The 14,260-nt window shown below is 70.5% G+C and carries 15 protein-coding genes; 10 read left to right on the top strand and 5 right to left on the bottom strand.

Features of this window, described 5'->3' with window-relative positions; genetic code table 11:
• Positions 1-6: 6 nt before the first annotated feature.
• Positions 7-1,137: a homoserine O-acetyltransferase MetX gene (gene metX, locus N7E59_RS05340; RefSeq protein WP_261623888.1), complete on the top strand. Its 1,131-nt coding sequence runs from the start codon at positions 7-9 to the stop codon at positions 1,135-1,137.
• Between the two features lie 70 nt (positions 1,138-1,207).
• Here the strand turns inward: metX and N7E59_RS05335 are convergent, their stop codons facing one another.
• Together N7E59_RS05335 and N7E59_RS05330 are read right to left on the bottom strand one after the other, a co-directional pair.
• On the bottom strand, positions 1,208-1,978 hold the full coding sequence (locus tag N7E59_RS05335) for a cytochrome b5-like heme/steroid binding domain-containing protein (RefSeq protein WP_261623887.1): 771 nt from the start codon (positions 1,976-1,978) through the stop codon (positions 1,208-1,210).
• Between the two features lie 32 nt (positions 1,979-2,010).
• On the bottom strand, positions 2,011-2,859 hold the full coding sequence (locus tag N7E59_RS05330; RefSeq protein ID WP_261624018.1) for an SGNH/GDSL hydrolase family protein: 849 nt from the start codon (positions 2,857-2,859) through the stop codon (positions 2,011-2,013).
• Between the two features lie 125 nt (positions 2,860-2,984).
• On the opposite strand from N7E59_RS05330, the gene N7E59_RS05325 reads away from it, so the two are divergent.
• Positions 2,985-3,650 carry an alpha/beta hydrolase gene (locus N7E59_RS05325; RefSeq protein ID WP_261623886.1) on the top strand — a complete coding sequence of 222 codons (666 nt, stop codon included), beginning with the start codon at positions 2,985-2,987 and terminating at the stop codon, positions 3,648-3,650.
• 59 nt (positions 3,651-3,709) lie between these two features.
• Here N7E59_RS05325 and N7E59_RS05320 read toward each other — a convergent pair whose 3' ends face one another.
• Positions 3,710-3,955: an RNA-binding S4 domain-containing protein gene (locus tag N7E59_RS05320; RefSeq protein ID WP_261623885.1), complete on the bottom strand. Its 246-nt coding sequence runs from the start codon at positions 3,953-3,955 to the stop codon at positions 3,710-3,712.
• A 33-nt stretch (positions 3,956-3,988) separates the two neighbouring features.
• Between N7E59_RS05320 and N7E59_RS05315 the strand changes: the two genes are divergently transcribed.
• The 7 genes from N7E59_RS05315 (at position 3,989) to N7E59_RS05285 (ending at position 11,039) form a co-directional block, all read left to right on the top strand.
• Positions 3,989-4,981 (top strand): DMT family transporter, encoded by a 993-nt coding sequence (locus tag N7E59_RS05315; RefSeq protein WP_261623884.1) that lies wholly within the window; start codon positions 3,989-3,991, stop codon positions 4,979-4,981.
• Between the two features lie 86 nt (positions 4,982-5,067).
• The gene (locus N7E59_RS05310) at positions 5,068-6,447 is read left to right on the top strand and encodes a glycine--tRNA ligase (RefSeq protein ID WP_261623883.1); all 1,380 of its coding nucleotides are present in this window, start codon (positions 5,068-5,070) and stop codon (positions 6,445-6,447) included.
• Between the two features lie 139 nt (positions 6,448-6,586).
• On the top strand, positions 6,587-7,549 hold the full coding sequence (locus N7E59_RS05305) for a GNAT family N-acetyltransferase (protein ID WP_261623882.1): 963 nt from the start codon (positions 6,587-6,589) through the stop codon (positions 7,547-7,549).
• Between the two features lie 4 nt (positions 7,550-7,553).
• Positions 7,554-8,753, top strand: coding sequence for a tRNA dihydrouridine synthase DusB (gene dusB / locus N7E59_RS05300; protein ID WP_261623881.1), 1,200 nt, complete (start codon positions 7,554-7,556; stop codon positions 8,751-8,753).
• Between the two features lie 134 nt (positions 8,754-8,887).
• The gene (locus N7E59_RS05295; protein WP_390905010.1) at positions 8,888-10,231 is read left to right on the top strand and encodes a deoxyguanosinetriphosphate triphosphohydrolase; all 1,344 of its coding nucleotides are present in this window, start codon (positions 8,888-8,890) and stop codon (positions 10,229-10,231) included.
• Positions 10,232-10,376: 145 nt separating this feature from the next.
• Positions 10,377-10,649 (top strand): type II toxin-antitoxin system Phd/YefM family antitoxin, encoded by a 273-nt coding sequence (locus tag N7E59_RS05290; protein ID WP_261623880.1) that lies wholly within the window; start codon positions 10,377-10,379, stop codon positions 10,647-10,649.
• Positions 10,650-10,652: 3 nt separating this feature from the next.
• Entirely contained in the window at positions 10,653-11,039 is a 387-nt protein-coding gene (locus N7E59_RS05285) for a type II toxin-antitoxin system VapC family toxin (RefSeq protein WP_261623879.1), read from the top strand.
• Positions 11,040-11,051: 12 nt separating this feature from the next.
• On the opposite strand, the gene N7E59_RS05280 is transcribed toward N7E59_RS05285, so the two are convergent.
• Positions 11,052-11,570: an aminoacyl-tRNA deacylase gene (locus tag N7E59_RS05280; RefSeq protein WP_261623878.1), complete on the bottom strand. Its 519-nt coding sequence runs from the start codon at positions 11,568-11,570 to the stop codon at positions 11,052-11,054.
• A gap of 98 nt (positions 11,571-11,668) precedes the next feature.
• Between N7E59_RS05280 and dnaG the strand changes: the two genes are divergently transcribed.
• Entirely contained in the window at positions 11,669-13,576 is a 1,908-nt protein-coding gene (dnaG, locus tag N7E59_RS05275) for a DNA primase (RefSeq protein ID WP_261623877.1), read from the top strand.
• 16 nt (positions 13,577-13,592) lie between these two features.
• On the opposite strand, the gene N7E59_RS05270 is transcribed toward dnaG, so the two are convergent.
• Positions 13,593-14,246 (bottom strand): GNAT family N-acetyltransferase, encoded by a 654-nt coding sequence (locus tag N7E59_RS05270; RefSeq protein ID WP_261623876.1) that lies wholly within the window; start codon positions 14,244-14,246, stop codon positions 13,593-13,595.
• Positions 14,247-14,260: the final 14 nt, after the last annotated feature.

Here is a 14,260-nt window from a genome sequence, read left to right as displayed (position 1 = left end):
CCGACGATGAGCACACCCGCGCTCACCGCCGCCGCGAACGACTTCGGCCACCGGCCGGCCGGGGCCCTCCGGGTCCGGGAGGTCGGCGGCCACACCTTCGAGGCGGGCGGGCATCTTCCCCACGTGGAGATCGCCTACGAGACCTGGGGGCGGCTCAACGCGGCCGGCGACAACGTGGTGCTCGTGGCCCACGCACTGACCGGCGACTCGCACGTGGCGACCACCGAGGCCGACCCCTCGCCCGGCTGGTGGGAGGCGCTGGTCGGCCCCGGCCGCCCGGTGGACACCGACCGCTGGTTCGTCGTCGCCCCGGCGATGGTCGGCGGCTGCTACGGCTCCACCGGCCCCGCGTCGGCGGACCCGGACGGCCGCCCCTGGGGCTCACGGTTCCCGTTCGTCACCATCCGCGACGCCGTCCGCCTGGAGCGCCGGCTGCTCGGCGCCCTGGGCGTCACCCGGCTGCAGGCGGTGATCGGCGGTTCGATGGGCGGGGCCCGGGCCCTGGAGTGGGCCGCCACGTTCCCTGAGATGGTCGCAGGGGTGGGGGTGTTCGCCTGCGGAGCGGAGACGACCGCCGAGCAGATCGCCTTCGGCCAGGCGCAGATCAAGGCCATCGAGAACGACCCCGACTTCGCCGGAGGCGACTACTACGGACTGCGGCCCCCGCTGCAGGGACTGGCCCTGGCTCGACGCATCGCCCACATCACCTATCGTTCCGAGCAGGAGCTCGGGTTCCGCTTCGGCCGCGAGAAGCAGGGCTCGGAGGAGCCGCTGGGCGCGGCCGGCCGGCGCACCGGTCGGTATCAGGTGGAGTCCTACCTGGACCACCAGGCGACGAAGCTCATCTCCCGGTTCGACCCCAACGCCTACCTCGTGGTGGCGGAGGCGCTGATCAGCCACGACGTCGGTCGCGGGCGCGGGGGAGCGGCCCGCGCGCTCGGTAGGGTCGCCGCGAGGCCGCTGATCGTGGCCGTGGATTCGGACCGGCTGTACCTGCCCGCACAGAGCGAGGAGCTCGCGCGGATGATCCCCGGGGACCACCGGGTCCGCATGATCTCCTCGCCCATCGGACACGACGGCTTCCTCACCAGCGCCCAGCAGCTCGGCGACGAGATCCGCCAGGTGCTGCGCCTCTAGAGCCCGGCCGAACCCGGCCGAACCCGGCTGTGCCCAGCCGTGCCCGCACCGGACCTGGACTGCGCCGGGCTCAGTCCAGGGGCCCGAGCTCGAACTGGGCCAGCTGGTCCTCCGGCCGGGACTGCCCGCCGTGCTGCTGCCGGAAGTCTTCGGTGGCATCGGTCCCGCACAGCCCTTCGATGGCCTGCTCGCCGCCCGGATGGTCGGGGACCCAGTCGGTGAGGTCGTAGACGGTGCCGTCGACGGCCGCCCAGCAGGAGTCCGAGGAATCGTGCTCGGAGACCTCCTCCATCGTCAGCGCGACGTCGCCGTCCGCCTCCTGCCCGTCCTCTTCCTCCTGCCCCTCATCCTCAGCGGCGTCGGCCTCCTCCTCAGTGTCGGACCAGACCTCCTCGGCCCCGGAGTGGCCGGCCATCACGGTCAGCGCCGTGGCGGTCACCGCCAGCACCACCGTGGCGGTTCCGAGCACCGCACCCAGCGGCGAGGGCCTGGGCCGCGGGGCGCCCTCGGTGGGCTCCGCGGCGGCGGGCACGGCGCGACCGGCGCGCCATGTGGTCCAGGCCCACGCGGCGGCGACGACGGTCAGCGCGGCCGCGGTCAGGAAGGTCGGCAGGCCCCAGCGTGAGTGGGCCTCGGGATCTCCCACGGTCTCGGCGAGCTGCTCGCCGGTCTGCATCGCCAGGAACGCGCCCGCCGCGCCCATGCCGACGAGCACCACCGCCACCAGCATCAGGTGTCGGCGCAGGGGCCTGATCGTCACGGCCAGGATGAGCATGATGCTCGAGAGCGGGATGAGGACCACCGGCAGATGTGCGGCCAGGGGATGGATGGGCAGGTCCATGGAGCGATCCTTCCGGTCTGCTCAGCGGCGGTTCAGGCGTCCTCCTCGGAGGTGCCCGGGGGCATGGCTCCGCCGAACAGCGGCTCCGCCTGGGGCCGCTTCGGATTCATCCCGTCGCCGGAGGAGCGTCCGCGCAGTCGGCGGACCACCCACGGGAAGAGGTGCTGACGCGCCCAGACGACGTCGTCGGCGTAGGCCTCTCGCCAGGTCCGCTCCGGCAGCGGGCGGGGCTCGATCGGATCCAGCTCATGGGGGACGTTGAGCGTGTCCAGCACCATACGGGCGATGGTGTGGTGGCCCATGGGGGAGAAGTGCAGACGATCCTCGTCCCACATCACGGGGTTGGCCAGCTCCCGCAGCGACCACATGTCGGCCACCAGGGCGTCGTGGCGCAGGGCCACGGTGCGCACGTTCTCGTTGAAGATCGCGACCTTGGAGCGGATGGAGCCCATGACTGCGCTGTCGCGCACGTCGGGTCCGTTGAACAGCACGATCGTCGCACCCGTGGTGGCGAGGATCTGGACCATGGTGTCGAGGGTGGCGGCGACCTGGTCCGGATCTCCGCCGGGTCGGATGACGTTGTTCCCGCCGGCGCAGACCGAGATCAGGTCGGGCTTCAGCTCCAGGGCGGGGGCCACCTGGTCGTCGCGGATCTGCTCGATGAGCTTCCCGCGCACCGCCAGATTGGCGTAGGCGAAGTGCGGACCTCCCAGCGCCAGCTCCTCGGCTACACGGTCCGCCCAGCCGAGGTGGTACCCCTCACGGTCCGGGTCCGGGTCGCCGATGCCCTCGGTGAACGAGTCTCCGACGGCGACGTACCTGGTCCACGGGTGCTTCACGGGTGGTCCGGCGTCGGAGCGGCCGACGTCCGGGCGGCCGATGCTGCGGGGCTCGTCGTCGTAGGGGCTCACCCGGACATTGTGTCAGACCGTGCTGCCCGGACGTAGGATGGCCGGTGCCCCGTCGCAACCCCACGAACCTGCCGCATCGCCGCTGAGGAGGCCCCATGACCGAGGACACCGCCGTCGAGCAGCCTGTGGTGGTCTGGTCGCGCGATCCTGAGGAGCGGGAGGGCACGCCGCTGGTGGTGATGCTCCACGGCTTCGGCTCCCACGAGCACGACCTCTTCTCCTTCGCGCACATGCTGCCCGAGCGCTTCACCTACGCCTCGGTCCGGGCACCCCTCCCGGAGGGCCCCGGCTACACGTGGTTCGCCCTCGATCCGATGCGCCTGGCCTACCGCTCGGCCGACGCCCGCGCCGCCGTCGACGACCTCTGGAACTGGATCGACGGGGTCCGAGGCCACCACAGTTCGGTCACCCTCCTCGGCTTCTCCATGGGCATGGCGATGGCGACGTCGCTGCTGCGCTCACGTCCGGACGCCTTCGCCGCGGTGGTCGGGCTCTCCGGATTCGCCGTGGATCCGCAGGACGACCCGGAGACCTCCGAGTACTTCGACGACGAGGCCCTGGCCGCCCAGCAGGTGCCGTTCTTCTGGGGACGGGACCAGGAGGACCCGGTCATCCCGGCGGAGTATGTGGACTACACCCACTCCTGGGCGAACCGCACGGTGAAGCTCACCAAGGTGCTCTACGCCGGCGCCGGCCACGGTGTGGTGCCGCAGGAGATCCGCCACATGGGTGAGTTCCTGGAGTTCACGGTCCGGGACTGAGCGGCCGGGGACCGGACCGCCGCACTCAGCCGTCGGGCCGTCGCCGGACCGCACGGCCCTCAGTCCGAGGTGACGCTCAGTCGCACCGTCGGCAGACCGAAGGGCTCCCCCTCGACCACGACGACCTGACCCACCTCGACCTGGCGGCCGCGCCGGGTCTCCGGATCCCCGTCCACGCGCACCGCCTCGGTCTCGATCAGGTCCCGTGCCATCACCCCGTCCTCCGCGATCCCGGAGAGCTTCAGCAGCTGTCCCAGACGGATGGCGCCGTCACGGATGGGCACCTCGATGTGTTCCTCGCTCATGGGTTCAGTCTCGCAGGTGACTAAGATGTCCGGGTGCATGCTGTGAAGGGCCCGCCCGCCCACTCTCCGGTCGTCTGGGTCGGACTGATCGTCCTGATGCTGGTCGCCGGTGCGGCGATCCCGATGCAGGGGCGGATCAATTCGGCGCTGGGCGCCGAGCTCGGCGACCCCTTCCTCGCCGCGCTGCTGAGCTTCGGGGGCGGACTCGTGCTGATCGGCGCCGTCGCGGCGGGCACCCGCCGCGGGAGGTCGACGATGCGGCGGGTGCCCGCCGCCCTGCGCAGCGGGGCCGTGCGCCCCTGGTACCTGCTGGTGGGCCTCGGCGGGGCGTACTTCGTACTCGCCCAGACCCTGACCATCGGTCTGATCGGCGTCGCAGTGTTCACCGTGGCCGTGGTCACCGGGCAGACCGTCGGCGGGCTCCTCTGGGACCGGATCGGTCTGGGACCGGCCGGGCGCATCCGACTGAGCCCGCTGCGGGTGATCGCCGCGGTGCTGACCGTCCTCGCCGTGGTCTGGGCGGTGTCCCCGCAGTTCGGGGGAGGCCGCGGTGGATGGGACCTGCTGCTGTTCGTGGTCGTCCCGTTCACCGGCGGATTCGTCAACTCCGCCCAGCAGGCGCTGAACGGTCGACAGACCGCCGCCTACCGCAGCCCCATCCCGTCGACCCTGTTCAACTTCGCCTCCGGGGCCGCGGCGCTGGCGCTGGTGTGGCTCGGTGTGCTGGTCGCCGGGGGGACCGAGCTTCCCGGCACCCTGCCGGGGCAGTGGTGGCTGTACCTGGGCGGTCCGCTGGGCGTGCTGTTCATCGGTCTCGGCGCGCTGCTGGTGACCCGGGTCGGTGTGCTCGTGGCCGCGATGGGCATGATCGGAGGCCAGCTGGTCGGATCCCTGCTGCTCGACGTCGTCGCCCCGGCGCCGGGAGCGGTGGTCACCACCGCGACCGTGCTCGGCACAGCACTGACCCTCGTCGCGGTGGCGCTGGCCTCCCTGCCGGACATGCTCCGGTCCCGCCGCGGGCGGTAAGCTTGCCCAGTGGTGATGCGCCGGCCCGTGCGGTCGGTGCCCCCCTGTCCCGACACTCCCACGCTCCCCCGAGGTGAGAAGCACCCATGTCCGTTGAGAACGCCCTCGACAAAGTCATCTCCCTGGCGAAGCGCCGCGGCTTCGTCTACCAGTCCGGTGACATCTACGGGGGCTCCCGCTCGGCCTGGGACTACGGGCCGCTGGGCACGGAGCTGAAGGAGAACATCAAGGACCAGTGGTGGAAGACCTTCGTGCGCGGACGCGGCGACATGGTCGGCCTCGACTCGGCCATCATCCTCCCGCAGCAGGTCTGGCACGCCTCGGGCCACGTGAAGACGTTCTCCGACCCGCTGGTCGAGTGCACCCAGTGTCACCGCCGCCACCGTCAGGACCACCTGGAGGAGGCCTTCGCCGACAAGAAGGGCCGTGAGGCCGAGTCCATGGCCGAGATCGTCTGCCCCGACTGCGGCACGCGCGGCGCGTGGACCGAGCCCCAGCAGTTCTCCGGCCTGATGAAGACCTACCTCGGCCCGGTGGACAACGAAGAGGGCCTGCACTACATGCGCCCGGAGACCGCCCAGGGCATCTTCGTGAACTTCAACAACGTGGTGACCTCGGCCCGGAAGAAGCCGCCGTTCGGCATCGGTCAGATCGGCAAGGCGTTCCGCAACGAGATCACCCCCGGAAACTTCATCTTCCGGACCCGCGAGTTCGAGCAGATGGAGATCGAGTACTTCACCTATCCGGACGACGCCCCGGGCTGGTTCGACCACTGGGTCGAGGCCTGCTGGGACTGGTTCGTCGACCTCGGGCTCGACCCGGAGAACCTGCGCCGCTTCGACGTGCCCCAGGAGGAGCGCGCCCACTACTCGGCCTCCACCATCGACCTCGAGTACCGCTTCGGGTTCCAGGGCTCGGAGTGGGGCGAGCTGATGGGCATCGCCAACCGCACCGACTACGACCTCGGCTCCCACACCGAGGCCTCCGGGCAGAAGCTGCAGTACTTCGACCAGGGCACCGGGGAGCGGTACACCCCGTACGTCATCGAGCCCTCCTTCGGACTGACGCGCGCCATGATGGCCTTCCTCATCGACGCCTATTCCGAGGACGAGGCCCCCAACACCAAGGGCGGGGTGGACGTGCGCACCGTGCTCAAGCTGCACCCGAAGCTGGCTCCGGTGAAGGCCGCGGTGCTGCCGCTGTCGAAGAAGCCCGAGCTCGCCGAGCCCGCACAGCGGCTGGCCGCCGAGCTGCGCCGGGAGTGGAACGTGGACTACGACGACGCCGGCGCCATCGGCCGCCGCTACCGCCGCCAGGACGAGGTCGGCACCCCGTTCTGCCTGACCGTGGACTTCGACACCCTCGAGGACCAGGCCGTCACGGTGCGCCACCGCGATGAGATGACCCAGGAGCGCATCTCGCTGGATCAGGTCACCTCGTACCTCGCCCAGCACCTGATCGGCTGATCAGGGGGCGGCACCGGGGAATTGCTCGGACTCCGGGGCCGGGACTAGACTCGCGAGGCTGAACGCATACCACGTGTGCGTCCCTCGGCGCGGTCTGCGCCGACCGACGCGCACGCCCCCCGTGCACGAAGGACACGCGATGAGCTTCTCGCCCCACGGCGCCCCCGACGCCGAAGAGGTCGCCTGCCTGACCCTGGACTCCGGACTGACCGTGCGTCCCTGGGAGGACGGCGACGACCTCGCGCTGCTGGAGGTCTGGGGGGACCCCGAGAACCCCATGCACCATCAGGACCGCAGCCTGCTGCGCCCCTCCTCCGACAAGCCGTGGTCCCGGACCGTGGTCGCCGAGGACCAGGGCGTGCCGGTGGCGGCGGCCACGCTGCTGCGCTCCTCCCTGCACCCGGACCGCCTCTCCTTCTATGCGGAGGTCGCCCCGGAGCACCGCCGCCGCGGGGTGGCGGCAGAACTGCTGAACCTGCTGCAGAGTGAGGCCGAGAACTGCCAGGTGCAGAGCCTCAAGGCGCGGTGCGGATCCCGCACGGCGGCCCAGTGCTTCCTGAGGGACAACGGTTTCCAGAAGGTCCAGGCCTCCCGCCGTGTCGTCGTGCGCCCCGGGGCGCTGCCGACGCCGGACCTCGAAGCCGATCAGCTCGACCTCGAGGACATCGCCACCGGATCGGTGGAGCTGAGCTCCCTGGTGGCCGAGTTCTACAACTCGATCCACACCTGGGACCGCTCCGAGATGACGGTGGGCAAGGCGCAGCAGCTGCTGCTCTCGCCCGAGACCGGAGCCTCCGGCGCAGTGGTGCTGCGCGACCGGGCCCCCGGTGCGCAGGACCGCATCCTGGCCTTCGCGATCAGCTACACGCCCGAGCGCGGCGAGGACCCCTCCGACGTGCTGCTCGGCTGGAACCCCGAGCTGGAGGACGACGAGGCCGAGGCGGCCTCCCAGGTGCTCCTCGCCATGCTCTCCGCCCGCTTCCCGGTCACCGTCGAGGTCGACGACTCCATGGCGCCGCTGAAGCGGGTGGCCCGCCGACTCATCGACGAGGGCGCGGCGGACTCGGACTTCGAAGCCATGGTCTACGCCCGTGACCACTGAGGCCGTGACCGCTGAGTCCGTGACCGCTGACGCCGTCGCCGGTCGGGGGCGCACCGCGCTGCTGCCGCCGCTGCGCCTGGGTCCGATCACTGTGGACACCCCTGTGGTGCTGGCCCCGATGGCTGGGATCACCAACACCGCATTCCGTCGGCTGTGCCGGGAGTACGGCGGCGGGCTCTATGTCAACGAGATGGTCACCGCCCGGGCCCTTGTCGAGCGGCGCCCGGAATCCCTGCGGATCATCCGCCACGAGCCCGACGAGCGCCCCCGGTCCGTCCAGCTGTACTCGGTGGATCCGGTGACCACCGGCCATGCGGTGCGGATGCTGGTCGAGGAGGACCGGGCGGACCACATCGACCTGAACTTCGGCTGCCCGGTGCCCAAGGTGACGCGCAAGGGCGGCGGCTCCGCCCTGCCCTGGAAGATCCGACTCTTCGAGTCGATCGTCTCCACCGCTGTGCGAGAGGCCTCCCGCGGAGGCATCCCGGTGACGGTGAAGATGCGCAAGGGCGTCGACGAGGAGCACCTGACCTACCTGGAGGCCGGACGGGTGGCCCGCGACGTCGGCGTCGTCGCCGTCGCCCTGCACGGACGCACCGCACGCCAGCACTACTCCGGCACCGCGGACTGGGACGCGATCGCCCGCCTGCGTGAGGCCCTGCCCGACGTGCCCGTCCTGGGCAACGGGGACATCTGGTCCGCCGAGGACGCGGTGGAGATGGTCGGGCGCACCGGAGTCGACGGCGTCGTCGTCGGACGCGGGTGCCAGGGGCGCCCCTGGCTCTTCGGCGATCTGCAGGCCGCCTTCGAGGGCCGCGGCGAGCGGCACCGTCCGGACCTGCCCATGGTCTCGGACACACTGATGCGGCACGCCCAGATGCTGGTGCCCTACTTCGACGGCGACGAGCGCAAGGCCATGCAGGACATCCGCAAGCACGTCGCCTGGTACTTCAAGGGCTACCCCGTGGGCTCGGAGCTGCGAACCCGACTGGTCGGGGTGGAGTCGCTGGATCAGCTGGCCGAGCTGCTGGGCCGGCTGGACCAGAGCATCTGCTACCCCGGCGCCGACGCCGAAGGCCCCCGGGGCAGGGCCGGGTCGCCGAAGAAGGTCCACCTGCCGGAGGACTGGTTGGCGTCCCAGGAGCTCAATGCGGACCAGCAGGCCATGATCCACGCCGCCGAGGTCGACATCTCAGGAGGCTGATCCCCTCCCCTCTTCATCCGTTGGGCGTTCCGCGTCGCCCAGACACCGCTGGGAGGCGTTTCGGGCGACGCGGAACGCCCAACCGATGGGGGATGAGCCGGAGCGGCCCCGGTGCGGCTCGGTACACTGTGCCGGTGAGGAATCTGGACAGGACTGTGGGTACGGCGAGCACCGAGCGGGTCGAGGGGGACTACGCCGCACTGGGGCCCGGCTACACCGAGGCCGACGAGCAGCGGTGGCTGCCCGAGCACGGCAAGTCCGTCTACCGCTCATCGTTCGAGCGCGACCGCGCCCGCCTGCTGCACTCCTCCGCGCTGCGGCGTCTGGGCGCGAAGACCCAGGTGGTCTCGCCCGACGCCGACGACTTCGCCCGCACCCGGCTGACCCACTCCCTCGAGGTGGCGCAGGTGGGCCGCGAGCTCGGGAGGATGCTGGGGTGCGACCCCGACGTCGTCGACGCCGCCTGTCTGTCCCACGACCTCGGCCACCCGCCCTTCGGCCACAACGGGGAGGCGGTGCTCGACGACCTCGCCTCGGGCATCGGCGGGTTCGAGGGCAACGCTCAGACCCTGCGGCTGCTGACCCGGTTGGAGACCAAGCGCTTCCACCCCGACGGACGGTCGGCCGGGCTGAACCTGACCCGCGCCTCGCTGGACGCGGCGTGCAAGTACCCGTGGACGGCCGATGAGGCACCGCTGCGCGCCGACGGCACGCGCAGCCGGAAGTTCGGAGTGTATCTGGACGATCTCGACGTGTTCGGGTGGATGCGTGAGGGCGTCGCGGGGACGCGGAAGTCCATGGAGGCGCAGGTGATGGACGCCGCCGACGACATCGCCTACTCGGTCCACGACGTCGAGGACGGCATCTTCTCCGGGCTCTTCCAGCTGAAGTTCATCGACGACTCCGTACAGCGTCGCCGGGTCATCCAGGTCACCCGTGAGTGGTACCTGCCCGAGGCCGAGGATGATCGGATCAGCGCGGCCCTGGACCGGCTCGCCTCCACCGAGGGATGGGTGCGTGAGTCCGACGGCTCCCGCCGGTCGCTGGCCGCGCTGAAGAATATGACCAGTGAGCTCATCGGTCGCTTCTCCGGCGCCTGCTACCGGGCCACGCGAGAGGCCTATGGGGACCGCGCGCTGGTCCGCCACGAGGCGGATCTGGTGGTGCCGGAGGAGACCGATGAGGAGATCGCCGCGATGAAGGGGATCGCGGCGGCCTACATCATGACCTCGAAGCAGCAGCGCCCCATCTACCTGCGCCAGCGCGAGGTGCTCGAATCCCTGATGGAGCTGCTCATCGGCACGGGAAGCCAGTACCTGGAGCCGATGTTCCAGGGTGACTTCCTGGCCGCGGAGGACGACGCCGGCCGCCGTCGCGCCGCCGTGGACCAGGTCGCCTCCCTGACCGACGGTGCGGCTCTGGAATGGTATGCCTCTCTCGTCCAGGGACGCCCGATGTACAACCCGCTGTTCGGATGAGCCGGGAGCGCCCGCGCAGGGTCCCCGAAATCTGTCGCTGACCGGTCTTCTGATGCCCTGATCCGGGGTCCGCAGGTCGAGCGGCGCGTGGATCTCGACGACAGGCGGTCTGGTCGGAGTGACTCGACTTAGCTAGACTTGGTCCATGAATGCCGTCCAGGTCAACATGCATGAGGCGAAGTCCCAGCTCTCCGCCCTGGTCGAACGGGTTCTGGCGGGTGAAGAGGTGACGATCGCCCGGGCGGGCAGGCCGGTGGTGGACCTCGTCGTACACACCGAACCTGCGGTGGTCATCGGCCTGGGTCGCCGGGAAGCGACGACTCCGGTGGAGGTCTTCGACGGCCCGGACGCAGAGATCGCGGAGATGTTCTACGGGGATTCCGAGGCCGACCCTGGTGTGCGTCCGGCAGACGGCTGATCGATGCTCCTGGATACGAACGCCCTGCTGTGGGTCCACCGCGATGCCGAGCAGCTGGGGCCGGGGGCACGTCGGATGCTGACCGATGGTCGTCGTGTCCTCTTCTCCTCGGCATCCGTCACCGAGATCGTCATCAAGCACATGCTCGGTCGCCTGGAGCTGCCCGGGGGTGAGGCGTTCCCTGCGATATTCGTCCAGGCCGGGTTGAAGGAGCTTCCGCTGTCCTCGACGCATGCGGCGATGATGCTGCGAGAAGATCATCTGCCCAGGCATGACCCCTTCGACAGGATGCTGATGGCTCAGGCGAGTGCCGAGGGATGCGATCTGCTGACCTCGGACACGGTGCTGCTGGGTCTGGGACGAAGCTGGATCCTGGACGCCCGTCGGTGAGCGCCGTCGGCTTCAGGAGGCCTGTGGCGGCGTCTTGGTGATGTCGTCGACGACGACGTCGTAGGCCGCGAACAGCTCGGCGGAGTCGACGAACAGGCTCAGCCCGTCCGCGCCGGCGCCCATGGCGATGCGTCCGGCGATCGACTCGTCCGCGAATATCGGCCACCTGGTCCCGTCGGCCGCCGCGGCACCGAAGGGTGTGATGGTCCCCGGCTGGAATCCGGTGGCCTCGAGCGCCTCCTCGGGGGCGGTCATGGACACCTTCTTCATCCCGGTCAGGCGACGCAGCTTCGCCCAGTCGACCTGACGGTCGCCGGGGATCAGTGCGATCACGAAGCTGTGGTCCTTCGCCGACTGGGTCCGCCGGGCCTTGGCCACCAGCGTCTTGACGATCACATGGGGTGCCACGTCCAGGGACGCCGCAGCCTCCTCCAGGGTCCGGGCCGGCCCGCGGGCGACGAACTCGATGTCGACGCCGTGCTCCACGGCGTCACGGCGCAGGCGTTCCACGGCGGGATCTTCGACGGTCATGCTCGGTCCAACCCCGGCTGTGGGCGTCTGATTCCTCACCGGTCCGACCCTGTGGAGAACGAGGGCGGCGGACTCGTCCGTCTGGGTAGAGTTGCACTGTGGCAGGGCTGATCAGACGCGAGGACATAGACGCCGTACGGGAGCGCGCCGACCTGCGGGAGATCGTCGAACAGTACGTGACCCTCCGCGGCGCCGGCGTCGGCTCCTGGAAGGGTCTCTGCCCGTTCCACGACGAGCGGACTCCCAGCTTCCACATCCGCCCGCACATCGGCACCTACCACTGCTTCGGCTGCGGGGAGTCCGGCGACGTCTTCGCCTTCGTCATGGGTATGGAGCACACCGGATTCACCGAGACCGTCGAACGGCTCGCGGCGAAGGTCGGCGTCGAGCTGCGCTACGAGGACGGGGGCTCCGGACCCAGCAGGCAGGAGATCTCCCGCCGTCAGCGACTGCTCGACGCACACAAGATCGCCGACGAGTTCTTCCAGCACCAGCTCGGATCACCCGAGGCGCAGACCGGGCGGGAGTTCCTCACCGGGCGCGGATTCGGCCGTCAGGAGGCCTCGGACTTCGGCGTCGGCTACGCCCCGAAGGGATGGGACAACCTCCTCGGCCACCTCAGGACGAAGGGCTTCCGCGACGAGGAGCTCAAGCACACCGGCCTGTTCTCCGAGGGGAGCCGCGGCATCTACGACCGGTTCCGCGGGCGGCTGATCTGGCCCATCCGAGACATCACCGGTGCCACCGTCGGCTTCGGCGGTCGACGGCTGTACGAGGACGACAAGGGACCGAAGTACCTGAACTCGCCCGAGACCCAGATCTACAAGAAGTCCCAGGTGCTCTACGGCATCGAGCACGCGAAGCGGCAGGTCGCGAAGAAGAAGGAGCTCGTCGTCGTCGAGGGCTACACCGACGTGATGGCCTGTCACGCCGCCGGCATCGACACCGCGGTGGCCACCTGCGGCACGGCCTTCGGTGAGGGGCATGTGAAGATCGCCCGCCGGCTGCTCTCCGACGACGGCGGCGGGGGAGAGGTGATCTTCACCTTCGACGGCGACGACGCCGGACAGGCCGCCGCCCTGAAGGCCTTCGAGGAGGACCAGCAGTTCCTGGCCAGGACGTTCATCGCCGTGGGTCCTGAGGGCATGGACCCCTGCGACGTGCGTCAGCATCGTGGTGACCAGGCGGTGCGTGAGCTCATCGACTCCCGTCGGCCGCTGTTCGAGTTCGCCATCCGGGCGGGCATGAAGCGCTACGACCTCTCCACCGTCGAGGGCCGGGTCGGTGCTCTGCGGTACGCGGCCCCCGTGGTGGCGGGGATCAAGGATCCGGCTCTGCGGCCGGCCTACACCCGAGAGCTGGCCGGCTGGCTGGGGATGGACATGGCTGAGGTGCAGTCCGCGGTGCAGTCCGCCGGCCGGCGCGGCTCCGCCCCGGCCAGAGGCTCGGAGCGGGGCGCAGAGCCTCGGCCGCGGCATGCGGCGGGTCCGGAGCAGTCCGCCCCGCCTTCGGAGGCCGAGGGTCGGGGCTATCCGCAGCCTGATCCCCGGGACCCGGCGGTGGCCATGGAGCGGCAGGCGCTGGAGGTCATCCTGCAGCACCCGACCCGGCTGACCGCCGAGCAGTGGGAGGAGATCTTCGCGGTCCGCCTCACCGCCCCGGCCCACGCGGCGGTGCACGCGGGAGTGATCAGCGCGGCGGCCTCGGCCACGGACCCGCGGAACTGGGTGGCCGCGGTCTCCGACGAGGTGCCGCAGCCGCTGAGATCCCTGGTGGGCGCGCTCGCGGTGGCCCAGCTGCCGGCCCGCACGGAGGAGGACGTGGAACGGTACTGCCAGTCGATCCTGAATCGGCTGGTGGAGCTGAAGATCACCCACCAGAAGGCGAACCTGCTGGGGCGCCTGCAGCGCATGGACCCGCGGGAGAGTCCGGAGGAGCATCAGCGGCTGAACCGAGAGCTCATGGAGCTCGAGCAGCGCCGTCGAGCCCTGCGCGGCGACGACTGAGGCCGACCCCGAGGCCTCAGCCGACGGGCTCCCGCCACATGCCGACCTGGTCGGGACATCCGTCGCCGACGTCGATCCGGGCGATCTCCTCGAAGCCGAAACGCTCGTAGTACGGGATGAGCTCCCGCACGCACTCCAGATACACCGGCAGGCCCTGGGCGTCGGCGCGGTCGAGTCCGGCGCGGATCAAGGCGGAGCCGACTCCGGTGCCCCGGGCGTCGGAGGAGACGCCGACCCCTGCGAGGTACCAGTGCGGAGTCTCCGGATGCACGTCGCGCATGGCACGGTCCACCTGGGAGCCCCGCCGGGCGAAGCGGCGCAGCTGGGGCGGGGCGGCGGCGAAGAACATACGTGGGGCGTTGGACAGATCCCGCCACCACGCCGGGCGCCAGCGGCCGGGCGGACACCAGGCGGCCGCACCGCGGATCTCCGCCTCCGATCGCTCACCGGCGGCAGATGGGGGCCGGCGGACGACCAGGACGGTGCCGGCGGCCGCGGCATGGCGCAGGGATGAGCCGAAGAACACCGGCAGCAGCGAGCTGCGGGTGTCCTCGTCGGGGATGATCCATCGGAACTCGGCGTTGTCGTGGAAAGCCTCAGCCATGGTCGTCGCGCACCGGGGGAGCTCCTCGGAGGTGGCGCGGGACACCCGCACATCGTCATCGATCATGCCTTCACTCTAGG

The organism is Nesterenkonia marinintestina, from assembly GCF_025420485.1.
GTDB lineage: Bacteria > Actinomycetota > Actinomycetes > Actinomycetales > Micrococcaceae > Nesterenkonia > Nesterenkonia marinintestina.
Note: the sequence above shows the minus strand (reverse complement) of the source record. Positions and strands in the feature narration are given on the sequence as shown.

Excerpts from the sequence above, each read along its gene's own strand:
- metX (WP_261623888.1), top strand. The coding sequence starts at position 7 with ATGAGCACACCCGCGCTCACCGCCGCCGCGAACGACTTCGGCCACCGG.
- N7E59_RS05335 (WP_261623887.1), bottom strand. The coding sequence starts at position 1,978 with ATGGACCTGCCCATCCATCCCCTGGCCGCACATCTGCCGGTGGTCCTC.
- N7E59_RS05325 (WP_261623886.1), top strand. The coding sequence starts at position 2,985 with ATGACCGAGGACACCGCCGTCGAGCAGCCTGTGGTGGTCTGGTCGCGC.
- N7E59_RS05320 (WP_261623885.1), bottom strand. The coding sequence starts at position 3,955 with ATGAGCGAGGAACACATCGAGGTGCCCATCCGTGACGGCGCCATCCGT.
- N7E59_RS05310 (WP_261623883.1), top strand. The coding sequence starts at position 5,068 with ATGTCCGTTGAGAACGCCCTCGACAAAGTCATCTCCCTGGCGAAGCGC.
- N7E59_RS05305 (WP_261623882.1), top strand. The coding sequence starts at position 6,587 with ATGAGCTTCTCGCCCCACGGCGCCCCCGACGCCGAAGAGGTCGCCTGC.
- N7E59_RS05290 (WP_261623880.1), top strand. The coding sequence starts at position 10,377 with ATGAATGCCGTCCAGGTCAACATGCATGAGGCGAAGTCCCAGCTCTCC.
- N7E59_RS05285 (WP_261623879.1), top strand. The coding sequence starts at position 10,653 with ATGCTCCTGGATACGAACGCCCTGCTGTGGGTCCACCGCGATGCCGAG.
- N7E59_RS05280 (WP_261623878.1), bottom strand. The coding sequence starts at position 11,570 with ATGACCGTCGAAGATCCCGCCGTGGAACGCCTGCGCCGTGACGCCGTG.
- N7E59_RS05270 (WP_261623876.1), bottom strand. The coding sequence starts at position 14,246 with ATGATCGATGACGATGTGCGGGTGTCCCGCGCCACCTCCGAGGAGCTC.